This window comes from Phyllobacterium sp. OV277 (genome assembly GCF_900104355.1).
GTDB lineage: Bacteria > Pseudomonadota > Alphaproteobacteria > Rhizobiales > Rhizobiaceae > Phyllobacterium.
This window is the reverse complement of sequence record NZ_FNIY01000011.1, coordinates 1-23,226: the sequence shown is the minus strand read 5'-3', so window position 1 is coordinate 23,226 and position 23,226 is coordinate 1. Positions and strand designations below refer to the sequence as shown.

Annotated in this window: 22 protein-coding genes; 7 read left to right on the top strand and 15 right to left on the bottom strand. The window is 53.9% G+C overall.

The genetic code is table 11. The features are described from left to right. Nucleotides 1–9: 9 nt before the first annotated feature. The 7 genes from BLU05_RS22855 to BLU05_RS22825 all read right to left on the bottom strand — a co-directional run bounded on the left by BLU05_RS22855 (nt 10) and on the right by BLU05_RS22825 (nt 6,514). Nucleotides 10–1,641, bottom strand: coding sequence for an ABC transporter ATP-binding protein (locus tag BLU05_RS22855; protein WP_091885333.1), 1,632 nt, complete (start codon nt 1,639–1,641; stop codon nt 10–12). Beyond that, nucleotides 1,638–2,456 carry an ABC transporter permease gene (locus BLU05_RS22850; protein WP_091885330.1) on the bottom strand — a complete coding sequence of 273 codons (819 nt, stop codon included), beginning with the start codon at nt 2,454–2,456 and terminating at the stop codon, nt 1,638–1,640. The genes BLU05_RS22855 and BLU05_RS22850 overlap by 4 nt, the downstream gene beginning before the upstream one ends. After that, the gene (locus tag BLU05_RS22845; RefSeq protein ID WP_091885327.1) at nt 2,453–3,397 is read right to left on the bottom strand and encodes an ABC transporter permease; all 945 of its coding nucleotides are present in this window, start codon (nt 3,395–3,397) and stop codon (nt 2,453–2,455) included. The genes BLU05_RS22850 and BLU05_RS22845 overlap by 4 nt, the downstream gene beginning before the upstream one ends. A 184-nt stretch (nt 3,398–3,581) precedes the next feature. Further along, nucleotides 3,582–4,490, bottom strand: a complete 909-nt coding sequence (locus tag BLU05_RS22840; protein WP_091885324.1) for a LysR family transcriptional regulator — start codon at nt 4,488–4,490, stop codon at nt 3,582–3,584. A gap of 154 nt (nt 4,491–4,644) precedes the next feature. Next, nucleotides 4,645–4,917: a hypothetical protein gene (locus BLU05_RS22835; RefSeq protein ID WP_091885321.1), complete on the bottom strand. Its 273-nt coding sequence runs from the start codon at nt 4,915–4,917 to the stop codon at nt 4,645–4,647. A gap of 249 nt (nt 4,918–5,166) precedes the next feature. Continuing rightward, nucleotides 5,167–5,868 (bottom strand): glycosyltransferase, encoded by a 702-nt coding sequence (locus BLU05_RS22830; protein WP_091885319.1) that lies wholly within the window; start codon nt 5,866–5,868, stop codon nt 5,167–5,169. Nucleotides 5,869–5,899: 31 nt separating this feature from the next. Further along, entirely contained in the window at nt 5,900–6,514 is a 615-nt protein-coding gene (locus BLU05_RS22825) for a hypothetical protein (RefSeq protein WP_091885316.1), read from the bottom strand. A 470-nt stretch (nt 6,515–6,984) separates the two neighbouring features. Between BLU05_RS22825 and BLU05_RS22820 the strand changes: the two genes are divergently transcribed. From BLU05_RS22820 to BLU05_RS22810, 3 genes are all read left to right on the top strand, one after another. Continuing rightward, nucleotides 6,985–7,503, top strand: coding sequence for a DUF992 domain-containing protein (locus BLU05_RS22820; protein WP_091885313.1), 519 nt, complete (start codon nt 6,985–6,987; stop codon nt 7,501–7,503). Between the two features lie 282 nt (nt 7,504–7,785). Then, nucleotides 7,786–8,637 (top strand): formate/nitrite transporter family protein, encoded by an 852-nt coding sequence (locus BLU05_RS22815; protein ID WP_091885310.1) that lies wholly within the window; start codon nt 7,786–7,788, stop codon nt 8,635–8,637. 21 nt (nt 8,638–8,658) lie between these two features. Beyond that, nucleotides 8,659–10,959, top strand: a complete 2,301-nt coding sequence (locus BLU05_RS22810) for an FdhF/YdeP family oxidoreductase (RefSeq protein WP_091885307.1) — start codon at nt 8,659–8,661, stop codon at nt 10,957–10,959. A gap of 18 nt (nt 10,960–10,977) precedes the next feature. On the opposite strand, the gene BLU05_RS22805 is transcribed toward BLU05_RS22810, so the two are convergent. From BLU05_RS22805 to BLU05_RS22775, 7 genes are all read right to left on the bottom strand, one after another. Further along, complete coding sequence (locus BLU05_RS22805; protein WP_244518506.1) at nt 10,978–11,880, bottom strand: alpha/beta hydrolase; 903 nt, start codon at nt 11,878–11,880, stop codon at nt 10,978–10,980. Between the two features lie 220 nt (nt 11,881–12,100). Continuing rightward, nucleotides 12,101–12,865, bottom strand: coding sequence for an alpha/beta hydrolase (locus tag BLU05_RS22800; protein ID WP_091885301.1), 765 nt, complete (start codon nt 12,863–12,865; stop codon nt 12,101–12,103). Nucleotides 12,866–12,995: 130 nt separating this feature from the next. After that, nucleotides 12,996–13,364 (bottom strand): response regulator, encoded by a 369-nt coding sequence (locus BLU05_RS22795; RefSeq protein WP_091885609.1) that lies wholly within the window; start codon nt 13,362–13,364, stop codon nt 12,996–12,998. A 99-nt stretch (nt 13,365–13,463) separates the two neighbouring features. Continuing rightward, a complete protein-coding gene (locus BLU05_RS22790; RefSeq protein WP_091885298.1) occupies nt 13,464–14,093 on the bottom strand; it encodes a response regulator transcription factor in 630 nt (209 codons plus the stop codon). Continuing rightward, the gene (locus BLU05_RS22785) at nt 14,090–15,604 is read right to left on the bottom strand and encodes a PAS domain-containing sensor histidine kinase (RefSeq protein WP_091885295.1); all 1,515 of its coding nucleotides are present in this window, start codon (nt 15,602–15,604) and stop codon (nt 14,090–14,092) included. The genes BLU05_RS22790 and BLU05_RS22785 overlap by 4 nt, the downstream gene beginning before the upstream one ends. A 109-nt stretch (nt 15,605–15,713) precedes the next feature. Then, entirely contained in the window at nt 15,714–17,078 is a 1,365-nt protein-coding gene (locus BLU05_RS22780) for a sensor histidine kinase (protein WP_091885292.1), read from the bottom strand. Further along, nucleotides 17,065–17,730, bottom strand: a complete 666-nt coding sequence (locus tag BLU05_RS22775) for a response regulator transcription factor (protein WP_091885289.1) — start codon at nt 17,728–17,730, stop codon at nt 17,065–17,067. Before BLU05_RS22775 ends, BLU05_RS22780 begins: the two co-directional genes overlap by 14 nt. Nucleotides 17,731–17,845: 115 nt before the next feature. On the opposite strand from BLU05_RS22775, the gene BLU05_RS22770 reads away from it, so the two are divergent. From BLU05_RS22770 to BLU05_RS22755, 4 genes are all read left to right on the top strand, one after another. After that, nucleotides 17,846–18,622 (top strand): ABC transporter ATP-binding protein, encoded by a 777-nt coding sequence (locus BLU05_RS22770; RefSeq protein ID WP_091885286.1) that lies wholly within the window; start codon nt 17,846–17,848, stop codon nt 18,620–18,622. A gap of 14 nt (nt 18,623–18,636) precedes the next feature. Continuing rightward, on the top strand, nt 18,637–19,503 hold the full coding sequence (locus BLU05_RS22765) for an ABC transporter permease (RefSeq protein WP_091885605.1): 867 nt from the start codon (nt 18,637–18,639) through the stop codon (nt 19,501–19,503). Nucleotides 19,504–19,546: 43 nt separating this feature from the next. Continuing rightward, nucleotides 19,547–20,566: an ABC transporter substrate-binding protein gene (locus BLU05_RS22760; protein ID WP_091885282.1), complete on the top strand. Its 1,020-nt coding sequence runs from the start codon at nt 19,547–19,549 to the stop codon at nt 20,564–20,566. Between the two features lie 262 nt (nt 20,567–20,828). Next, the gene (locus tag BLU05_RS22755) at nt 20,829–22,001 is read left to right on the top strand and encodes an ABC transporter permease (protein ID WP_091885280.1); all 1,173 of its coding nucleotides are present in this window, start codon (nt 20,829–20,831) and stop codon (nt 21,999–22,001) included. Between the two features lie 19 nt (nt 22,002–22,020). Here BLU05_RS22755 and bamA read toward each other — a convergent pair. After that, on the bottom strand, nt 22,021–23,226 hold a 1,206-nt coding region (gene bamA, locus BLU05_RS22750; protein ID WP_139210509.1), incomplete at its 5' end, for an outer membrane protein assembly factor BamA.

Here is a 23,226-nt window from a genome sequence, read left to right as displayed (position 1 = left end):
TTCATTGGTTCAGGCGTCGAGCCGCCATTTGAGTTTGACGCCGCCATTGTCGTTGAGGTCCAGCGCGGGAATGGCCGAAAGCAGCTTGCGGGTATAGGCTTCCCTTGGCGTATCGAAGATTGCGTTCCGGTCGCCCTGCTCGATGATCTCACCGTCCTGCATGACGATGACACGATCGGCGATCTGCTCGACGACACCCAGATCATGGCTGATGAACAAACAGGAAAAGCCATACCGTTTTTGCAGGTTTGAAAAGAGGTCGAGAACCTGCGCACGCACGGTGACATCAAGTGCTGAGACGGGCTCGTCCGCAATCAGGAATTTGGGGCGGCGTGCAATCGCCCGCGCAATGGCAACACGTTGCCGCTGGCCACCGGAAAGCTGGTGCGGATAACGATCAGCAAATGCTTTATCGAGACCAACCTCTTCAAGTGTCTCGGCGGCGCGTTGTCTCTTCTCGGCCGTTGTCAGATCGGGGATGAGCCTGAGCGCTTCTTCGACCAGAGCCATGATCGTCATGCGCGGGTCGAGCGATGAGTAGGGGTCCTGAAAGACCATCTGGCAATTCATGCGGTAATCAAACCAGTCACTTCGGCGACTCTTGCCCTGAAACAGGATTTCGCCGCTTGTCTCCTTGACCAGTCCCGCAATCGTGCGGCCGAGAGTGGTTTTTCCCGAACCCGAGCCACCGACCAAGGCCACCACCTCGCCGGGATGAATATCTATGCTGATGCCGTGCAGGGCGCGCTTTGCAATGCCTTTCTTGAACAGGCTTTTGCGCCCCGGATAATCGACGACGATATCGCGCGCGGAAACTATGGGCCCCGCAGTGGTGTCAATCGAGCGGACATCTCCCCGGAATGGCAGGGAAGACAGAAGCTTGCGTGTATAGGGATGTTTCGGAGCCGACAGGATTTCCTCCGTCGTGCCTTGTTCGACAACGACACCGCGTTCCATCACGACAAAACGATTGGTGTATCGCGCGACCATCGGCAGATCGTGGCTGATCAAAAGCACTGCGGTGCCCTGTTCTTTCGTCAGTTCCACCATGAGTTCCATGACGTCGCGCTGAACAACGGCATCCAGTGCCGTTGTGGGTTCATCGGCAATCAGCAGGGCAGGCTTCAGAAGCATGACCGAGGCAAGCATGATGCGCTGACGCATGCCGCCGGAAAACTCATGCGGATAGGCCGTCAATGCGCCCGACGGGTCTTTCAGGCCAACACGGGTCAGCATGTGGAGGATATTAGTGCGGCGCTGCTCGGATGTTTGTTTGGTGTGGAGAATAAGTCCTTCTTCCAGCTGGCGACCAATGGTCATCGAGGGATTGAGGGAAGTCATCGGTTCTTGAAAGACGACACCGATTTCACCACCACGCAAGCGCCGCAGCGCGCGATCACCGGCCTTGAGGATATCCTGACCCTTATAGAGGATTGAACCGCTGGTATGGCGGATACCGGGCGCAATCAATCCAATAATGGAGCGAGTCGCGAGGGTTTTTCCCGATCCGGATTCACCGACAATACCAACGATCTCACCGGATGAAACGTCGAAGCTGACATTTTTGACGACCGCGCCATTATTGTGGATGACTTCAAGGGTCAGCCCGCGAACGCTGAGAAGGGTGTTCTGACTGCTCATTTCAAACCTCTCATGCGGGGATCAAGCTTGTCGCGCAGGGCATCGCCAAGCAGGTTGATGCCAAGAAGGGTGAATGCGATGCACAGTCCCGGGAAGAAGCCGAGCCATGCGGCTTGCTCAATGAACGGACGACCGGCTGCAAGCATATTGCCCCAGGTTGGCGCGGGTGGCGGCACACCAAGACCGAGGAAGCTGAGGGCGCTTTCGGAAAGGATCGCCCAGCCGAACATGGATGTGGCAAGAACGGTGATCGGTGCGAGACAATTGGGAAGGATGTGGCGAAGGATCGTGTAGATCTCGCTGTTGCCCATAACCTTCGAGGCTTCAATGAATTCCCGCTCACGCAGGGATAAAACTGCACCACGGACAATACGTGCCATGGAGGGGGTGTAGGCAATACCCAGCGCAAAGATGATGCCATACTGGTTGGCACCGAAAACCGCGAGGAGACCGAGCGCCAGCAAAATGCCGGGAAATGCCAGAAGGGCATTGTTGAATGCCATGATGATCCCGTCCACCCAGCCACGCAGATATCCGCTGGTCAGACCGATTAAAGTACCGAACAATACCGCAAAACAGACCGTTGCGAGGCCGATCCAGACGCTGGCCTGCGCACCAATTATCAACCGGCTCAGAACATCGCGTCCGAACTCGTCTGTTCCCAAAAGATGCAACCCATTTGGGGCTGCAAGGCGCGCGGAAAAACTGAGCTTCATCGGATCAAATGGCGTCCAGACCATTCCGATAGCGGCAACCACAAACAGCAGGGCAATAATAGTCCCGCCGATAACGCCGTTGAATGTAAACTTTTTCATTCTGCCACCACCCGCGGGTCGAAGAGTGGATAGAGAAGATCAATGACGAGATTGACCAGCACATAGGCGAGGGCGACGAGGAGAAGACAGCCTTGAATGACGGGGTAGTCGCGCTGGAAAATACTGTCGACCAGCAAGCGGCCAAGGCCGGGTATCGAGAAGACAGTTTCGATCACTGCAATACCGCCCAGCAGGTTCCCGAGGATCAGGCCAATCATTGTCCATGTGGGACCAAAAGCGTTTTTGAAGGCATGACGCCAGAGAACAGCCTGTTCGGAAAGCCCTTTGGCGCGCGCATGGGTGATATAGTCGAGACGCAGGACCTCAAGGGTTGAGGCGCGAGCCATGCGGATGATGACGCCCATCTCGTGGATAAAAAGCGTGGCAACCGGAAGCGCCATGTAGATGAGCCCGGCTTTCCAGTCGGTTGTCACGGAGACGTAGCCCAGTACCGGCACCCAGCCGAGTTTCAGACCAAAGAAGAGCAGCAGCAAAAGCCCAAGCCAGAAAGTCGGAATGGACAAAAGAACCGTTGCCGTACCGACGAGGGCAAGATCAGTGAGGCTGTTCTGTTTCCATGCCGCAATAACACCCGCCGGAACGGCGATCACACTTGCAATGAAAACAGCAAGAACAACGATCTGGGCACTGATGAAAAACCGGGACAAGACGAGATGCAGGACAGGTTCGCCTGTAACAATGGATTTACCAAAATCGCCTTGGAACAGATGGCCGACCCATATCATGAACTGCACGGGGATGCTCTGGTCGAGACCCAATGTTGAACGTAATGCTGCGATCTGTTGCGGGTCAGCGAGGTCCCCCAGCATAAGGGCGGCCGGATCGCCGGGTATGAAGCGTATAAGGGTGAATACTGCAACTGCCACAATGATAATCGTGGGCACAGCCATCAGCATTCGGCTGAGTATAAATTTGATCACGTTGTTCCCATTCTGCTCTTTTGACCGATGGCATGTATCCAGCGGTTGTCTGGCCATTGAGTGCTGGACTATGAGCATATGTGGAAAGTATGCGCAATATTATGAGTAAACGTCATAGTGTTATGCATGAAGATGCGGATGTTCAGCGGGAGATCATGAGTGCTGTCGAATAGCGCCCGCAGGCTTAGATTTTGACGTCTTGCACCGCAAGAAGCATTTCCTTCATCCGATTGTTCAACGCTTCAGCGGCAATGGAAAGCGGAACGCCTGCTGCCTTGGCGAGGCCGAAGCTTTGCCGCAGCGCCGGCTCAAACGGGCGGATCACGACTCTTGGGTCCTTGGTGAGATTGGCGAAGAAACTGCTGATGATCGTAACACCAAGACCATGGGCCGCATAGGCAAATGCAGAGTTGTTGCTGTGTGTTTCGATTTTGACCGTTTGCGTGACGCTGGCGCGCCGGAAAATTTCATCAAGTTTCATGCGATTGGGCCGGTTACGACCTGTCAGGATCAATGGAATATTCCGCAGATCTTTTGGGGTAATCACCTCCAGATCAGCCAAGGGGTGACCAGCTGGAATGACACACACTTTGCGGCCACTGACGATCACGTCCAGCTCAACACCAGCACTTTGTTGCCCCTCATAGCGAAGGAAACCAAAATCCACGATGCGCTGTTCGATAAGCCGCGTGATAGCCATTGATGTATCAAAGAAAGTCTCAATGCGTACGCGTGGAAAATCCTTGTCGAAGGCTGCCAGAAGATCGGGGGTGAACTGATCTGCAAGGCTGTTGGGCAGAGCTATGCGCACGGATTCCGGCCCGACCGCACCGCTGCGCAAATCCTGCGCAAGATTGGTGAACCGGTCTATTCCCGCAAGGACAAGTTCCGCATCATAAGCAAGCTTTTCAGCCTCCGGGGTTGGGATCAACCGGCCTTTGTCCCGCGCAAAAAGCTGCATCGACAGATCGGATTCAAGTTGTTGCAATAACCGGCTGATACCTGACTGACTGAGACCCATGGCTCGCGCCGTTGCTGTCGTGGAGCCCGTGACAAGCAATGTGCGAAGAACTTCAAGCTGCCGAAAATTCATTGGATTCCCATAGTTCCGGTTGTTATGCCCATCTTGGATGGTCGTATCAACTGCAGCTTCTGGGATGAAAATTGTCAATCGATTAAGTGACGGCTCTCTTCTGACGCACGACGGGTAGAGCATTCGTACTGGATTGCACCCGGGCTCGATATTGTCAGCTGGACAGGCATGTAACGAATACAATAACGGCAAATAGAGCAGCGAAGATGGCGGCCTGAGCTGCCTTTGCATTCGCCAAACTCTGTGCAAGGGCGATGTCGAGCACGTCATCGAGTACATTTCGCCCGTCAGACAGGCCCGCGACTTCGTCCCTCGTCAATATCTCGGTAGAGGCGTGCCAGTGCCAGGCGGCTTTCAAGGCACTGAGGCTGGCGCCTATGGTGGCCAGAATCACAAACCAATCGCGGGCAGATAGTGCAAAAAGCATTGAGTATATTCTCCGGATAACCGCTCAGCAGACGCGTTTCCCGGTTGATTGCTCCTGCCCGCACAGGAGAATTCGAACCAGATACATCACAGCTTTTATCAGAGATGGCTGAGTGGAGAATTATATGAGGCTGAGGCGAAACTGAAATCAGCATGTGAGCATTTGGCAGCCGTCAATTTCAGCCTTCCCAAGGGCAAATAAAAAATCCCGGCGCTGGAAACGCCGGGATTTTGATGGGTTATGATTATCTCAGATTGGTTTGAAATCGGGATCGATTTTCAAGGCTTCTTTACGCCAGACATCGCCATATTCGACGTCCTGCCAGTCTTTAAACCAAGGTCCGCCATTGGTGAAATGAACCGCATTCGGCGTTCCGCTTGCGGGCTTTTCGTTCCAGCCCTCAAGCCAGTTCCAAGCTGTTGGAATTTCTCCGATCTCATCATCGGCAGCCCATTGCATCCGGTGAAGATAGGCGCCGCTTTCCCGGTTGATAAGCTCAGGCGTGAGTTTGCGAACGGAAGGATGCTCGCAATTGAAAAGCATGAATGATGACCAGTTTTTGCGGGGATAGCTGGTCTGGACCTTTCCGTCCATTTTCGTGCCTTCCTTGGGCGTGTAATCATGTTTTACGCAGTAAACGGCCTTCTTCGGATCGCGATATTGCAGCAGATCGGCAACATCGGAAAAGAACAGGAAATCGCAATCACAAAACAGCGCCCAACCCTTATAGTCAGCGAGCCATGGCGTGAAAAAACGCGAATAGGTGAACTCGGTCGATGCAAGCGGATCGATGTCACGCGTGTAGGCATTTTTGCTCACCAGATTCTCAAGCACAATAGGTTCGACGCCAACGGGAATCGATGCATGTTTCAATATTGTGCTTTTCGCCACTTCATAGGCTATCGGTTCGCGTGAATCCCACCCTACGTAGATGTCGAGTTGTTCCGTCATGTTGCATTCCTTCCGAGAGACGTCACTTTTATTAGTCGATGACAGATAACAATTTTCTATCGACCTTGTTCCTTACCCATTCCTGCTCATTCGCCCAGGCATGACGTTTCCATCCCTGCCAGCTGAAGCCGCAGACTGATATGTCCCAGCCCGCATAATCAGGATGGTTGAGAATATAATAGATGCCGAAGAAACCGGTGCTTGGGAAAACCTCGGCCATTTTGGATTCCGGCAGTCCAAGTTCCCGGCAGCCATCGAGATAGAACTGCTCCGGCAGAACAATGTTTGTCTTGCCTACCCCGCCCAATGATCTGATCGTTGCCATTGTCCAGTCAGAACGGCGACCTTTCAGGCGCGATAGGATATTCGGCTTCGGGAAATAACGGTCGATAATGAATGGATGATAGGCCAAGACAATCTGGCTGGCCGCGCGGACGATCGGGGAATCAATAAAGCGCGGGTCGTTCAGCCGCCGCTGCATCGGCTTACCCGCATTGCACATGAAAAGTATGTCCGTCTTGGTGCCGGACATCCCAATGGAACTCTTGGGTTCGTTGAAGCGTACAACAAAGTCAGACCCGTCGATATCGGCGGACAAATCCTCTTTTATTGGTCCATTACCGACAATGTACATTTTCTTCGTCATAAAGGGCAGCCTTGGTATCCACGAAACGGACCGAAACAGAATGTATAGGGAAAACCGGTTGAACGGAAAATACAACTGTGTCGTTGCAAATCGTGGCGAAGAGATCAATCTAAAATTGCAATTTCGTCCAGTCTGGATGACGTTGGACAATGAAATATCCGTTACCGCAGACGATATTCACAGCTTTGCGCCTGCCGTGGCAAAGGCGCAACGGTCACAGGAATAACTCCTGACAGCCAAGGCTAAACTGTTAATTTTGTGTAAACATTTTCCGTGATGCCTTCAAAATGTCCCATTATGAGGCGAACTGTAACCCGTCTGTCACTTGCGCATTCCGGCACGCCTCAACATGTGCTGCGTCAGTTGCGTCGATTAAAATCGCTCTGCGATATCGTCCGTAATCTGGTGCTGAATTTGTTGGCTGGAGGATCGATAGCGGTGCACCGGTCACAATTTTGAAGGAGAGAATGATGAAGAAGACACTTGCTATGGCACTCGCGACCACAGCTTTGGCAATTGCTGGCGTAACGGCTGCCACTGCAGCTGATATGCAGACGCGTTACCAGGAAGAAGACGCACGCAACGGTGTGCGGATCGGATATCTGACGTGCGATATCGATGGCGGCGTTGGCTATGTTCTTGGCTCGGCCAAGGAAGTTGATTGTGTCTTCCGGTCGACTGTCGGCCGTGAGCGTTCGGATCACTACACCGGCGCGATCAAGAAGCTCGGTGTTGATCTTGGCTTCACAACACGCAGCCGTCTTGTCTGGGCAGTATTTGCGCCGACAGCAGGTTACCATCAGGGTTCCTTGAGCGGCGTTTATCGCGGTGCGACAGCTGAAGCCACACTCGGCGCTGGCATTGGTACCAACGTTCTGTTTGGCGGCACTGCTGGTTCGGTTCACCTGCAGGCAATCAGTGTAACTGGCCAGATCGGCCTGAACATTGCTGCTACAGGTACATCGATGACACTTGCATCGGCAAACTAAGATAAGCTTTTTGCTTGTTTGCATGGGCACCACCGAATGCGTTTCGGTGGTGCCCATTTCTTTTTATACGAGAATGCTTTTTGGCATTTGTCCGCCCGCGTGCACCTGTGCCGGAGCGACAGAATTTCATGCATGATTTCCGGTCTATTTTGCAGGCCTATACCAAGGTATAGGGTCGCCGAAACCAACATCCGATATCCCGGTTGAACAACGCGGCATAGGCTCGGATTTGTGTAAGTCGATCGCTTTTTACGCGAATTGTGATTTCGCAAGGAAACCATCATGTACGAAGACACCATCAGCAGGCTTGCAGAGGCAGGTCACTCCAAATCCGTCACATTGAAATACAATTCGCTCGCATTCATCGTGGGCTCGGCCATGGCCGGTGCTTATATCGGGTTCGGTGACATCATCATGTTCACGGTCGGTGCCCATGCCGACCCTGCATGGGCACATCTGGTGATGGGTGCCGTCTTTGCCGCGGCTTTAACAATCGTCATCTTTGCGGGCTCTGAACTTTTCACCGGAACGGCCATGTATATGCCGCTCGCGCTGCTGAGCAGGCAGGTAAGTTTTATGGACACGCTGAGAGTTTGGGCGGTCTGTTGGCTCGGCAATCTGCTTGGCGCTTTCATGCTTGCGTGGCTTTTCAAGCTTGGCGGCGGCGGCGTCCTGCTCGGCGATGGAAACGCAGCATTTATTTCAGCAGTTGCCGCCAAAATGAATGCACCTGCATCGGAGTTGTTCGCACGCGGGCTGATCTGTAACTGGCTTGTCTGCCTCGCCATCTGGATGACCTATCGCACGCAGAATGACGCGGCCAAAGCCATCCTTATTTTCTGGCCGATCATGATCTTTGTCGCTGCGGGCTTTGAACATTGCGTGGCCAATATGTTCGCTTTTTCATTGGCACTTTTAAGCACGCATCCCGTAAACATTACCGTAGGTGGCGCTTTCTACAATCTTGCTTTCGTGACATTGGGAAATCTGTGCGGTGGCGCGGTGATGATCGCTCTGGGATATTGGGTGCAGACCTCCGCGTCTCGGCAAAATGCAACATCGTCAGACGACACACAGCACTCAAAAGCTCTATTATCTGCTACAACGAAACCCAACATATCTGCCAATCGTTGATTAAGTTCCGAGGAGTTTGAAATGGCCAAAAAGAGACCCGAAGGTATTGAGCGCTATAATGCACCGGCGGGTGGCTGGGGGGCGTTGAAAGCGGTTGCGGAAAGTCTCGCCCAGCAGCAGATTGTCGCCCAAGGCACGGCAACCTTGCTCAAGGCCAACCAACCCGATGGTTTCGATTGTCCGGGCTGCGCGTGGCCCGACCCGAAACATACCTCTTCTTTCGAATTCTGCGAAAATGGCGCAAAGGCTGTAACGTGGGAGTCGACAGCCAAACGTGTCGGGCCCTCCTTCTTTGCATCGCACACTGTTACGGAGCTATGGGATTGGTCGGATCACGACCTCGAAGATCAGGGCCGCCTGACCGATCCGCTGATTTATGATGCGGCAACGGACACTTATATTCCCATTGGATGGGAGAGAGCTTTCGAGACTATCGGCGCGGCATTGAATGCATTGCCTGATCCGAATATGGCCGAATTCTACACATCGGGGCGAGCTTCGAACGAGGCTGCGTTCCTGTATCAATTGTTTGTCAGAGCCTACGGAACCAACAATTTTCCCGATTGTTCGAATATGTGCCATGAAGCGACAAGTGTCGGTCTGCCGCATTCAATCGGGGTCGGCAAGGGGACGGTGACGCTGGAAGATTTTGACCATGCCGATGCCATTTTCAGCTTTGGGCATAATCCCGGCACGAACCATCCCCGCATGATGACAACATTGCGCGAAGCAGCAAAGCGCGGTGCTCCCATTATCGTTTTCAATCCGTTGAAAGAACGCGCGCTTGAACGCTTTGCTTCGCCGCAAAGTCCCGTAGAAATGGTCACGCTCGGCTCAACGGATATTGCTTCGGCCTATCATCAGGTTCGTATCGGCGGCGATGTCGCGGTGCTCAAAGGCATGATGAAGCGTGTGTTCGAGCTCGACAGGCTTGATCTGGAACGCGGCGGAAACGGAGTACTTGATCGCGATTTCATCGTTGAGCATACGGACGGCATTGAGGCTTTGAGGGATGATATCGAGGCGACCAGCTGGGATGATATTGAACTCATGTCCGGCCTTACCCGTGCTGCTATCGAGAGCGCCGGCGATGTCTATGCCAAATCGAAGAATGTCATTCTCTGCTATGGCATGGGCATCACCCAACACAGGAACGGGACCGCAAACGTCCAGCAGATTGCCAACTTTCTGATGCTGCGCGGTAATATCGGACGGGAAGGCGCCGGTATCTGTCCTTTGCGCGGCCATTCCAACGTTCAGGGCGACCGCACGGTTGGCATCACCGAAATTCCCAACGCCGCTTTGATTGACGGCATGGAACGGGCTTTCGGCTTCAAGCCCTCCGCCGATAGGGGCCACAATGCCATCGAAGCCATTGAGGCAATTATTGATGGCCGGTCCAAGGCGCTGGTCTGCCTCGGCGGAAATCTGGCTGTTGCCATGTCGGACCCTGATGCCACTTTTGCCGGAATGCGCAAGCTCGACTTTGCCGTGCATATGACGACCAAGTTCAACCGTTCACATCTGCTGACGGCCAAGACCTCTATCGTCTTACCAGTTCTCGGCCGTACCGATGCCGATATGCAGGAAACCGGCAGGCAATCGGTTACGGTGGAAGACTCCATGTCGATGGTGCATGCCTCGCGCGGTTTTCTTAACCCGCCAAGTGGTGATATTCGCTCCGAACCAGCCGTGATTGCAGGGATGGCCAAAGCGACTTTGGGTGATCGTTACGGTATCGAATGGGACGCCATGATCGCAGACTACAGCCGTATCCGCGACAAGATCGAAGTTGTTTTTCCCGATTTCAAGGATTTCAACGCGCGCATCAAAGAGCCGGGTGGCTTTCGCCTGAGTGTCCCCGCATCGCATCGCGAGTGGAAAACGCCAAACCAGAAGGCATGTTTTCTGGTGGTCAATGGGCTGAATGAAGACCCGCGCATTCTGGAACCCAATGTGCTGACGCTCACAACCATCCGCAGTCATGACCAGTACAACACGACGATCTATGGCATGGATGACCGCTATCGCGGTGTTTTCGGGCGGCGCGACGTGATCTTTCTGAACGCAGATGATCTGGCCGACCGAGGATTATCGGATGGCGATATGATCGATATCGAAGCGGCCCGAAATCCTGGCGAACCCGATGACCGGCCACGCCGCGTCAAGCGTGTGACAGCCGTGATGTACAATATTCCGCGCGGTTCCGCTGCTGGTTATTATCCGGAGATGAACACGCTGGTCGCCTTGTCGCATTATGACAAGCGATCGGGAACACCGTCGTTCAAGTCGGTCCCGATACGCATCACGCGCGCCGCCTGAAACTGAGCGTCAATGGTTTCAGCGGTGTTGTTGCGCCGCTGAAACATCGACCTTTGCAAGCCAGGTGGCGAAATAATCCGGCCACACGCCGGTTGGCGTCCCTATTTCCCCCATTCCGAAGCCATGCCCTCCGCTTGCCAGTTGATGAAGTTCAACTGGAATATCGGCTTGTTTGCAGGCGTCCGCCATGATGCGGGTGTTTGCCGGGTCGGAAATGGGATCATCCTTCGCTTGAACCAGAAACATGGGTGGACATTGGCTGCGGACATGGGTTTGAACCGACCATTCCGCGCTTTCCGCAGGACTTGGATGTTTGCCGATTAGAATACGGCGGGTGGACGTATGATCGTAAGGTGCCTCCAGCGTGATAATCGGATAGATCAGGCCTGCAAATATCGGCCGTGCTGAAAGGCTGTCTGTCATATCGACAGCATTATAGGACGAGAAGGCTGAACGCGTGGAAGCCAGTCCGAGCAGATGGCCACCGGCGGAAAATCCGAGTATGCCAATACGTTCCGGATCGATCTGGAAACGACTGGCATTCTGACGGATCAGCCGCAATGCGCGTTGCGCGTCCTGTAATGGCGCAAGTGGCCCATCCCTCCAACCTTCTCCCGGCAACCGGTAGGTGAGGACAAAAGCCGTGAAACCCCTGTCTGTCAGCCACTTCGCTGCGGGAAGGGCTTCCTTTTTCATTTCAATCCGCTTGTAACCGCCGCCTGCTGCAACGAGCACCGCAACGCCATTCGGCTTTGCGGGTTGGAACACTTCTATCGACGGTGCAGCGATGTTGCTGAGAGCGCCCTTGGCACTTTCACTGGCAGGACCCGCTGGGCCACCGCCACCAGGCGGTATCGCTGGCCAAAGTGGAAGCACGGTATCAGCAGTGCTGGCAAAAAGTCTGGTGGGGAGGGCGGTCATGCCGATTGCAGCCAATATCATTCGACGGGTCAACATCGCCTGCTTCCTTCGTATCCAAAGGTTCATTTTGCGCAAACCCTAGAAACGCTTTACGCTGGTTTCAAGATGCAAAGTTCAAGGGTTCTTGGAGATCAAGTTCAACGAGAATGCCGTAGACCAATAGTTCACCTCGTCCCCGGCGTTCGCCAGTGGCGGGGTGTACATTGCCTTGGGGCTCGACCTATTTTACCGACTGTTGTGCAGCCTGTTCGATCAAGGCTGCGACTTCCTTAGGGTGGGTTTCATAAACCGAGTGGCTTGCACCTGCTATTTCGATTGTGTGGCTGCCAGCACGCTTGGCGTACATGCGTTCCAGATCAGGATTGATGATCCGATCACTCTTTGCCACCACGTACCAGCTCGGCTTATGCTTCCATGCGGGGTCTGTAGCTGGTGTCGAAAATACCGCAGCGGCAGTCCACATCTGGGAGTGTGCCGCGAAATCCGCCTGCTTGGCCGGAAGATCAGCTGCAAAGTCGGCATGAAAATGGTCCGGGTCAATATAGGTAAAACCATCAGGCGTTTTCACGAGAGACTTGTAAGCGGGAGGAAAGAGCTTGCCATTGCCGACTTCGGTTTCGCCTTGATCAAGCGCATGCGCTGCGACATAAACCAGCCCGGCAACTTTGGGATCGTTTCCAGCTTCGGTTATGATGGCCCCGCCATAACTATGGGCAACGAGAATGCACGGACCTTGCTGAAGGTCGAGCACGCGTTTGGTTGCAGCGACATCATCTGCAACTGAAGTGAGAGGTTGCTGGACAACGCTGACATTGTAGCCCTTTTTGTTGAGAATATCATACACGGGCTTCCAGCCTGATCCATCGACAAACGCACCGTGCACGAGAACGACGCATTTCAGTGGCGCGCTGAATGCGGCACTGGAAACACCGATAGAAAGAAAGCCAGCAACCAGGGCTGGAGCGAGGATTTTGCTAAACGTCACGATGCGTCTCCTGTCGATAGGTACGGGGTGTACTCACCAATTGTTACATCCGGCGGTTCGTCTAGGTAATCATACTTAGGTGTTGGTCGGATCATACAGATATCGGAAAGACCAAGCGCGTGGGCAGCGCTCAGTTGGTCAGCGCACGCTCGATGCAATCAATCAGGGATTTGCTTTCGAATGGCTTGCCCAGAAAGCCAATGGCACCCGCCGCCATGACACGGTTGCGTATCCGTTCATCGGGAAACGCGGTGATAAAGATTATCGGCGTTTTGACCCCGCTCTCCCACAGGATTTGCGACAGCTCGACGCCACTGATCCCGTCCATTTGTACGTCGGTTATGAGGCAATCGATTTCGATGTCTCCGACGGAAGCAAGGTAGGATTCAGCAGAAGTAAACTTGCTGACTTTGAAACCATAGGAGCGCACCAGATTCTCGGTAGCATCCAGCACCGACGCGTCATCGTCTATAATGGCTATGGATTTTACTTCAGACACGGCCCGTCCTTTTGATGGGATGCGCAATGCAGCTCACGCACGCCGAAGATGCGCTTTTCAGACGCCGAATCATATCATACAGAGGTTTAGGTCGCGGCTTTATTTGCCCAGAACAGGCCGGAGCGCCTCGTAAATCTTGACCAGTTCAGCAAGCGTTCTGACGCCCATTTTTTCCATCAGGTGGCCGCGATGGATCTTTACGGTAATCTCGCTTACGCCCAGTTTTCCGGCAACTTGCTTGTTCATCAACCCGGTGGTTACCAAGGCAATAACATCCCGTTCGCGCGCCGTCAGGCTCTCATACCGTGACTTCAGATTGGAAAGTTCGCCATCCGTCGCGCGGCGCTCCCGATCAAGCGCGAGAGCGTTCGAGACGGCATCGAGCATATCCTGATCACGGAATGGCTTGATAAGAAAATCGAGTGCTCCCGCTTTCATCGCGCGTACGGACATCGGAATATCGCCATGACCGGTCATGAAAATAATTGGAATATTATTGCCAAGTTTCGCAAGCTGGTTCTGGAAATCCAGCCCGCTTACGCCGGGGAGGCGGATGTCCAGTACAAGACAACTTTCGCCTGCCGCTACGGGACCGCGTTCCAGAAATTCTGACGGCGAGCCAAACAGCTCGACCTGCATACCGACTGATCTGAAAAGGCTGCCCAATGCCTCGCGCAAGGAAGCATCGTCATCAACGACAAACACCAATGGCGGCGTGTTCTGGATCATGACACAGCTTCCTCTTGCAACGGAATGGTGAACTCAAAGATGGCACCTTTGCCAGGTTCAGAGCTTGCATTGATCCGCCCGCCATGCGCAACGACAATCGACCGGCAAATCGATAGTCCCATGCCCATGCCGTTTGACTTGGTCGTATAAAAGGCATCGAACAGGCTTGCAGCTTTCTCAGCGGCAAAACCCGGTCCGGTGTCGCGAACTTTCGTCACAACCACGCCACCGGCAACGGCGGTTTGCACCAGAAGTTTACGGGTCCTGATTGCCGGATCAGACATCGCCTGAACGGCATTGAGGATAAGATTGATGATGACCTGCTGGAGTTGTATGGGATCGCCGGAAATCGATGGGGAGTCAGCTACGAGTTCCAGTTGCAGATCTATCCGCTGGTTGCTCAATTCCCGTTGAACCAGCACTACGGTTTCCCTGATGACCTCGTTGAGATTAACAGGGATTGTCTGCGAGGTCGCTTTACTCGACAGCGCTCGCAAACGTTTGATAACTTCGCTGGCCCTGCCCGCGTCGGCGATCATGCGCTGCATTGATGTTTCGACCTCGTCAAGGTCAGGCTCACTTCGTTTGAGCCAGCGCAAACCTGCTCCCCCATTGGTAACAATAGCCGCGAGCGGCTGGTTGACTTCATGGGCGATAGACACCGTGAGTTCCCCCAGCGTGGCAACACGGGTGACGTGAGCCAGTTCCGCATGGGCCTGGTGCAATTCATTTTCAGCCTCATGCCGCGCTGTTACGTCCACGATACTCACTAGCACCATGTCAAGCGATGGACGGTCATGCGGCATGGCAACATTGTAAAGGATAGAGATACGGTTGCCATCGAGATCGTTCATCATCGTTTCGGATTCGAATGATGTGTTGGAGTCCCATATTGCCTCGAGCAATGCCCAGATTGATCCCTCCATTTCCTTGCCGATAAGTTTTGGCAAAGCGGTCCTGAAAGCATCAAGGTCCTTTGCCTTGAAAGTGGTCAGGGTGGTGTTGTTGACGTTGGTCAGCCTCATCATCCCGATTGCAGTGCGTGCAAAGTCGGGATTGACCTCTGCGGCTGTCCGCATATCAGGGAAGCCATCGGCTTTGAGCCGTTCAATTGCAGCTTTAACGGCGGTAAAATCCATTTCAAGGATAGCAACGCCCGTTGCGAGAAAGATGGTCCGGTATCTTTGTTCACTCTCGCCAAGGACAGCGATAGCCGTTTTGACCCTGTATGCCAGCAACGTGGTGATGCCGATGGCGGCAAGGCTTACAAAACACCGGGCGGTAGAATCCGACGTGGGATTTTCGCCGTGGGAAACGGCAAAGCTGAGCAGTGTCAGGCCTATACAAACAGCGCCGATAAACAGAAGTCCCTTTCTCGTGGCAAATGAGAGGGAAAGGAGCACGACCGTGACGTAGAGCACGGCGATGGCCATATCAAAGCTCGTCAGCGTATCCAGCGCAAATATCACAACCGCAATCAGTATTGCGGCGAGTGGCGAAAATCGCGACATGCCGTTCCCCGTAAAAGAGATATTGTGAAACTGGCAATAGCAGATCAATCCGGTCTCTTGCGAGAAATAATGCGAAACATCACGACGATGGCTACGCCCGTTCACTCAATCAAAGTGGAAAGGTCAACCGAACACAAAATGCACCCGGTGCATTGCTGAAAGTAAGTTCTCCACCATGTGCTTTTGCTACTTCGACAGCAATTGCAAGGCCCAGACCGGAACCGGATGTATGGCCAAGCCCTGTTTCGAATGGTTCCAGCACCCGCTCTTGTTCTGATGGTGCAATACCTGGTCCATCATCGCAAACATTGATCCAAGCCTTACTGGCATCGTGGTTGAGTTCCACCGACAATCGGGTCAATGCTCCATGAATCAAGGCATTCTGGATGAGATTTGTCAGCGCCTCCCGGATACTGATCACATCGCCTTGAATATGAAGTTCTGCCGGGCTGGGCGTGAACGCAATCGTGACCTCGCGTTCGAGAGAAAGCGGCACCGACTGCGCCAAAGTGGTTTTGGCCAAGCCATTCAACTCAATCGAAGTAAATGCAACAGTACCGGCGCGGTGGATGACCATGGCGTGGTCCAGAAGCTGGCTGGTGAGATTGCCGAGTTCGGTTACTTTGGCGCCAAGCCTGCCAATCTGGTTCTGCAGTTTGGGGTCTGCATCATTCGAGAGGATTTCGACTTGCGCGTTAAGCTCTGCCAAAGGCGTGCGCATCTGATGGGCTGCATCGGCAATGAAACGTTGCATCAAGGCAATACGGTCTGCGAGACGGCGCATGAAGTCGTCAAGAACACCAACCAATGCGCGGATTTCATGGGGAGGTGTAACGCGGATCGCGCGCAGATCATCAGGTTTGCGTGCTGCAATTTCCCGTTCGATACGCGTGAGTGGTTTCAATGCGATGCGAACGGAAATGGCTCCGGCTATCAAGGCAAGCAGGCTCATGATGGCAATCATTCCAACAGCCTTGCCGGTCAGATCCCATGCAAGTGACTGCCGTGCCCGCAATGTCTGTGCCAATACGATTTCCACCCAACCGCTCCCCGAGGGCGTATCGATCTGTTTGCCAATGGCCGCAATGCGAACCGGTTGCCCCTGATAGGTATCATCGGTGAGAACCACGCCCTTACGGATTTCCTCTGACGGAATTTTCGGGGCGAGATCGCCATAACCGGCCACAACCACCCCACGCGGATCGGTGACGCGATAGAAGACAAGATCATAGGCGGAAAGTGTGGCGAAAGCAGCCGCAGGAGGGTCGAGCGTTACAACCCCGCCCTGAACATAGACGTTTTCAGCAACCTGTATTGTGCCGCCGATCAATAGCTTGTCATAGGCATCGCGCGCCGCGATTCCTGCATATTGCCAGGCGGCAAAAGCGAGGACGATCGCGCCCACACCCAGAATGAGCGCGATGAACACAATGATCCGGACGTGGAGCGAATAACGGATATCACTTGATTGCAAGCTGGTAGCCCAATCCTCGCGTGGTGCGAATTTCGATTGTTGTATCCGCCAGTTTACGCCGCAGGCGCGTTACATATTGCTCAACCGCATTGGCGCTTGGCTCCTGATCAAAGTTGAAAAGCTGTTCCACCAACTCCTCCTTAGAGATGAAGCGCTTTGGCCGTGCCGCCAGAATCTCCAGCACGATCAGCTCGCGGCGGGTGAGGTCAAGAGCCGTACCGGCAATGCTTGCCGTGCGTCCGGCCTGATCGATGACAAGATCACCAAATCGCAGCGCATTGTCAGACATCCCCGCGCTTCGGCGCAGAAGCGCGCGGGCCCGCGCTTCCAACTCGCGAAAATCGAACGGCTTGGTCAGATAATCATCGGCTCCGAGATCAAGAACATCCACGCGGTCATCGACAGCAGAGCGCGCAGTCAACACCAGAACCGGCGTTTTGTCTTTGCGAGCACGCAGTCCTTTGAGAATTTCAAAGCCGTCTGCTCCGGGAAGCATCATGTCGAGGATGATAAGGTCATAGTCCTGCACCAGCAGCACTTCACTGGCGGTGCGGCCATTGGTTTCGCAATCAACCGCATGCCCGATTTTTTCAAAACGCTGGGCAATTGCCTTGGCGATGTCGGGCATGTCTTCCACGACAAGAATGCGCAAATCGTGCCCCCGAAACTTGAGTCAGGTATGTGTCAGTTACCGCAAGTACAGTCGGCTTGGGAGTTTTGTCAACGTTACAGCGTTGCGCAAAAGAGAAGACGCACTGGGAGGAAGTATGACTTTGCATCAGTCGATTGATGCTCGCGGCGCATTGCTGAGCGTTGAGGGCGTCACATTGCAATATAAGACCGAAGACACGCTGGTTACGGCCACGCACCGTGTCGATTTTCAGGTTTTTCAATCCGATCGCTTTGTCCTGCTTGGACCGTCAGGTTGCGGCAAGTCCACCTTGCTCAAGGCAATTGGCGGCTATCTCACGCCGACCGAAGGCCAGATCAAGCTCAAGGGCAAGGAAGTCACGGAACCCGGCCCTGATCGCATGATGGTGTTTCAGGAATTCGACCAACTTCTGCCCTGGAAAACGGTTGGCGAGAACGTTGTCTTCGCACTCACTTCAAGCGGTCGCGCAAAACCGGCAGAAGCCCGCGAGCGTGCACGCAGTTATATCGACAAGGTCGGGCTCACAAAATTCATCGACAGCTATCCTCACATGTTATCAGGCGGGATGAAGCAGCGCGTCGCCATCGCGCGCGGCATGGCTATGGAGCCGGATGTACTGCTCATGGACGAACCGTTTGCTGCGCTTGACGCGCTGACGCGCCGCAAGATGCAGGATGAACTGCTGCAGCTTTGGGATGACACGCATTTTACGGTTCTGTTCGTCACACACTCCATCGAAGAGGCAATCCGCATTGGTACACGCATTTTGCTGCTTTCGCCCCATCCGGGACAGGTCAAGGCTGAGCTGAACAGCATACCTCCCAGCGAACTTGGAACCGGTACGCAGGCAGCTCTCGAAACCCGCATCAACGACATGCTGTTTGCCAGCTGAGATCGGATAAAATGATGACCGAAGTTCTCTACACACGACCGGAAATTCTGCGTGGCGACAGCAAGAAGGATTTTCTGCAGGTCGAAAAGACGCTTTCCGGCTTTGAACGCATCTACCGTATCGGTGCTGTGCGAAAGGCGTTTATCCTGCTCGTTCTGGCTGTTGTCTGGGAGATGTACGGGCGCTGGCTGGGTAACCCCTTGCTGTTTCCGAGTTTTACCCAAACGTTCTCTGCCTTTGTCTCCAATATCGCCGACGGAACCATTCCGGCCAGAACGCTGGCATCCCTGAAAACCCTGCTCATCGGGTATGGCATCGGCATTGTGCTTGCTTCACTTTTGACCACGCTGGCGATTGGGTCGCGCATTGGCGCTGATCTGCTCGAAACCTTGACGTCCATGTTCAATCCTCTTCCGGCGATTGCATTGCTGCCATTGGCGCTGATCTGGTTTGGCCTCGGACAGGGAAGCGTGATCTTTGTTCTGGTGCACTCGGTGCTCTGGGCGATTGCTTTGAATACCCATGCCGGTTTCAAATCCGTATCCAACACGATGCGGATGGTGGGTCTCAATTATGGCCTGCGCGGCCTCAAGCTCGTCCGCTACATCCTGATACCCGCCGCGTTCCCGTCGATCCTGACAGGTCTGAAGGTGGGGTGGGCTTTCGCATGGCGCACGTTGATTGCAGCCGAACTCGTATTCGGGGTGTCCTCGGGTTCGGGTGGTCTTGGCTGGTTCATTTTTGAAAACCGCAACCAGCTTGAAACCGCCAACGTCTTTGCGGGCCTGTTCACCGTTATCCTGATTGGCCTTGCCGTTGAAAACCTGATCTTTGCCACGATTGAAAAGAAGACCATTCGCCGCTGGGGAATGCAGGCTTGACTCTAAACCGCCGGGAGCCGGTATCTATAAAGGGAGGAATATGATGAACATCTTGAAACAACTATGTGCCGCTGCGCTGGGCGTCGGACTTGGATTGGCAGGCGCAGTTGCACCCGTCCAGGCTGAGGTCAACGAGGTAAGGATTTCCAAAGGCTACGGCATTCTCTACCTGCCGCTGATCGTTATGGAAAATCAGAAGCTGATGGAAAAGCAGGCAGCCAAGGCAGGCCTCGGCGACGTTAAAGTCACATGGCTGATGCTGGACGGCGGAAATGTGATCAATGACGCCATGATGGCGGGTTCGCTCGATTTCGCAGGAACTGGAGCGCCCGGTTTTGTTACCCTGTGGGCAAAAGCCAAGGGTATTCCCAATGTTGAAGTTGTTGGCATCAGCGGGCTAAGCGCCACATCGCTCTGGCTCAATTCGAATAATCCTGAAGTCAAAACGCTGAAGGATCTGACGCCCAAGGACAAGATTGCCTTGCCGGGGATCAAGACGTCGCTTTCGGCTGTTGTTCTGCAGATGATGGCAGCCCACGAATTTGGGCGTGAGAATTATGCAAAGCTCGACCCGTTGACGGTCAGCCTGCCGCATCCGGAAGCCTTGGCAGCGGTGACGAGTGGCCAGACCGAGATCACATCGCACTTCACTTCGCCTCCCTTCTCCTATCTGGAGTTGAAAGACCCGAAAATGCATCGTGTGGTCAATTCCGTCGATGTTATCGGCAATATCACGCTTGATGTTACCTTCGCGCCCAAGAAATTTGTCGATGCCAATCCGAAAACCACGGAGGCATTTCTGGCCGCGCTGGATGAGGCCAATGCTTTCATCGCCGGTAACAAGCAGGCTGCGGCAGAAATCTTTGCCAAGAGTTCAAAGGTAAAGGTTTCCGTCGAAGAAGTTCTTGAAATGTTGAACGACAAGGACTCCAAATTCTCCACAACACCAAATGGCGTGATGCAGTTTGCCGAGTTCATGAACCTTGCCGGTACGATCAAGGTCAAACCCGCAAGCTGGACGGATCTGTTCATTCCGCAGCTTCATTCCCGTAGCGGTAGCTAGTTACGCAGCGCTATTACCGACAGAAAATCGAAAGCCGGTCGTTACCATGTGTGACAACCGGCTTTCTCTTATTGCTTGACCCTGTTTCGAAGGGGAGATTCAATAACAGGTGCTGGAATGCATCGGTCGCGCAAATGTTTGGCAAGCCATTGAGGGCCAGAGGCAATTTGTTTTGGGTTGTGCTTGCCAGAACCGCACAGGCGGGGGATAAAGCAGCCTGCTTGTTCGAACAGCAAATTCAAAAATCGAAAGTATTTCGGCCATGGTTGATGCGACACACGAATCCGGCGTTTCTGGGCAGCCCCTCAACGTTAGTTTCAGTGCCGAGAATGACCAGGCAACAGTTGTGCTGGCAGGTTCCTGGATCACCCGCTACGTCGGGCGCGTCAACGCGCAGATGCACAAGATCGAGCACCGGAAAGAGTTCTCAAGTGCCGTCATTGATCTGTCGGATGTGGACGCCCTGGATACAGCGGGTGCCTGGCTGGTGGACCGGTTGCGTGTGTCCCTTGAGGGTGCGGGTAAACAGGTGGAAATCCGGGGCTTGAAGAAGCACTGGGAAACTTTGTTTGATGCAGTCGGCAAAACCGCATCCGCGCCTGCAGATGCCTATGCGGCCCCGCACAAGATGAATATCGGTATTCAGCTTCTCGATACAATTGGCAGAACAGTTGTCAATTTCGGGGACGATTTTATCAAATCAATGCATGTGTTGGGTGCCGTGGTGACAGGCTCCCAAGTGCGGGCAGGCAAGGGCGGCCCGATCAGGTATCCCGCATTCTTTCATCAGATCGACCGGCTGGGTGTTGGTGCAATTCCGGTCGTGGTCCTTATCTCGTTCATTATGGGCGCGATCGTTGCGCAGCAGGGCGCTTACATGCTCAGCACCTATGGAGCCGAAGCCTATGCGGTCAACCTTGTTGGCGTGCTGGTGCTGCGTGAAACGGGTGTTCTTCTCACCGCAATTATGATCGCCGGTCGCTCGGGGAGTGCAATTACAGCGGAGCTTGGGTCCATGAAGATGCGTGAGGAAGTTGATGCTCTTCACGTCATCGGCCTCAATCCCATCAGCGTGCTGGTGTTTCCCCGTCTGGTCGCGTTGAGCATCTCCTTGCCACTTCTGACGATTATTGCAGATTTCGCCGGCCTTGCAGGCGGTGCTGTTGCCCTATGGCTTTATTCGGACGTGTCACCGGGTATCTACATAGCCAATCTGCGTGATGCCATCAGCGTCCAGTATTTTCTGGCCGGTCTGATCAAGGCCCCTTTTATGGCCATGATCATCGGGACGATTGCAGCGGTTGAAGGGATGAAGGTTGGCGGCAGCGCTGAATCGCTGGGCCTGCGCGTGACTGCATCTGTGGTGAAATCGATTTTCATCGTTATCGTGCTGGACGGTGTTTTTGCGATCTTCTACGCATCCATCGACTTCTGATTTCGCTGTTCTTGGATGACTAGAACTTGCTCGACATATTGAAGTTGAAGTTCTGCACCTGATCGCCGTCGACCTTCAGCACGGGTACTGCATAATCAAAGCGTATCGGCCCGAATGGTGATGCCCACATAATGCTTGCGCCCACTGAAGCGCGCCACTGCATGTCCGTGTTGGCGGCATAGGAACTGTCATTGCCGAACAGCGTGGCGACATCGCTGAATACAGCGCCTCTAATTCCAACACTATCGGGTATCAGCGGTATCGGAAACTGGGTCTCGGCCGTCGCATTGAGATAGGTTGTACCCCCGATGAAACTGCCATCACTGTCCGTAACGCGGGTGTCGCGCGGACCGATACCAGCTGAACTGAAGCCGCGGATCATATCGGTGTTATTCTGGAACGTATCAAAGACACTCAGGCCGTTACTTCCCAATTCCTTGATATAGCCACCGCCAACACGCACCAGCCCGACGATATCCTGCTCCTCAGACAGCGTCTTGTAGACGCTGCTTTTGAACGTGGTCTTGAGGAAGCTGGCATCGCCGCCAAGACCGGCGGCTTCCTGCTCGAACTTTGCGTAAATCCCGTCATGCGGATTCTTGACGTCATCGATGGTGTTGTAGATGAGGGACCAGCTCACAGATGATTTTACCCATGCGCCTTGCGCAGCAGCATCGATATAGGCTTGCGAGACCTGCGTCGGATCGGGAATGCCAGCTGCGGTCAATGCAGCGTCGTCGATCGTTATGGTTTGCTGCGACAGATTATAGGCCACTCCCGCCGTCAGATCATTACCGATGGGGAGTCCGAAACGGATCGACCCGCCTGTGGTATCTGTCTGGTATTTGTCGGTTACCCCTGATTGGCGTTTGTAAAGGTCAAAGCCTGCGGAGATGCGTTCGCCGAGAAAGTAAGGCTCCGTGAAAGACAGACCATAGGATTGATAATTCTGATCGTTGAACAGGGTTGTTCCCGCCGACAAGCGGAGATATTGGCCGCGTCCAAGAAAATTCTTCTCGGTGATTGAACCTTCTACTGAAGGACCTGACTCATCCCCACTTGTGGTGTAGCCGCCACCAATCGAGAAATCGCCGGATGATTTTTCAACGACGTCCACAATAAGCACGACTTGATCAGGCTGCGAGCCTGGAGCAGTCGAGATGTTGACGGTCTGGAAGAATTCAAGGTTTTCCAGACGCTTCTTGGCACGCTGGATCAGAACCTG

Excerpts from the sequence above, each read along its gene's own strand:
- BLU05_RS22855 (WP_091885333.1), bottom strand. The coding sequence starts at position 1,641 with ATGAGCAGTCAGAACACCCTTCTCAGCGTTCGCGGGCTGACCCTTGAA.
- BLU05_RS22850 (WP_091885330.1), bottom strand. The coding sequence starts at position 2,456 with ATGAAAAAGTTTACATTCAACGGCGTTATCGGCGGGACTATTATTGCC.
- BLU05_RS22840 (WP_091885324.1), bottom strand. The coding sequence starts at position 4,490 with ATGAATTTTCGGCAGCTTGAAGTTCTTCGCACATTGCTTGTCACGGGC.
- BLU05_RS22835 (WP_091885321.1), bottom strand. The coding sequence starts at position 4,917 with ATGCTTTTTGCACTATCTGCCCGCGATTGGTTTGTGATTCTGGCCACC.
- BLU05_RS22830 (WP_091885319.1), bottom strand. The coding sequence starts at position 5,868 with ATGACGGAACAACTCGACATCTACGTAGGGTGGGATTCACGCGAACCG.
- BLU05_RS22825 (WP_091885316.1), bottom strand. The coding sequence starts at position 6,514 with ATGACGAAGAAAATGTACATTGTCGGTAATGGACCAATAAAAGAGGAT.
- BLU05_RS22820 (WP_091885313.1), top strand. The coding sequence starts at position 6,985 with ATGAAGAAGACACTTGCTATGGCACTCGCGACCACAGCTTTGGCAATT.
- BLU05_RS22815 (WP_091885310.1), top strand. The coding sequence starts at position 7,786 with ATGTACGAAGACACCATCAGCAGGCTTGCAGAGGCAGGTCACTCCAAA.
- BLU05_RS22810 (WP_091885307.1), top strand. The coding sequence starts at position 8,659 with ATGGCCAAAAAGAGACCCGAAGGTATTGAGCGCTATAATGCACCGGCG.
- BLU05_RS22805 (WP_244518506.1), bottom strand. The coding sequence starts at position 11,880 with ATGACCGCCCTCCCCACCAGACTTTTTGCCAGCACTGCTGATACCGTG.
- BLU05_RS22790 (WP_091885298.1), bottom strand. The coding sequence starts at position 14,093 with ATGATCCAGAACACGCCGCCATTGGTGTTTGTCGTTGATGACGATGCT.
- BLU05_RS22785 (WP_091885295.1), bottom strand. The coding sequence starts at position 15,604 with ATGTCGCGATTTTCGCCACTCGCCGCAATACTGATTGCGGTTGTGATA.
- BLU05_RS22770 (WP_091885286.1), top strand. The coding sequence starts at position 17,846 with ATGACTTTGCATCAGTCGATTGATGCTCGCGGCGCATTGCTGAGCGTT.
- BLU05_RS22765 (WP_091885605.1), top strand. The coding sequence starts at position 18,637 with ATGACCGAAGTTCTCTACACACGACCGGAAATTCTGCGTGGCGACAGC.
- BLU05_RS22760 (WP_091885282.1), top strand. The coding sequence starts at position 19,547 with ATGAACATCTTGAAACAACTATGTGCCGCTGCGCTGGGCGTCGGACTT.
- BLU05_RS22755 (WP_091885280.1), top strand. The coding sequence starts at position 20,829 with ATGGTTGATGCGACACACGAATCCGGCGTTTCTGGGCAGCCCCTCAAC.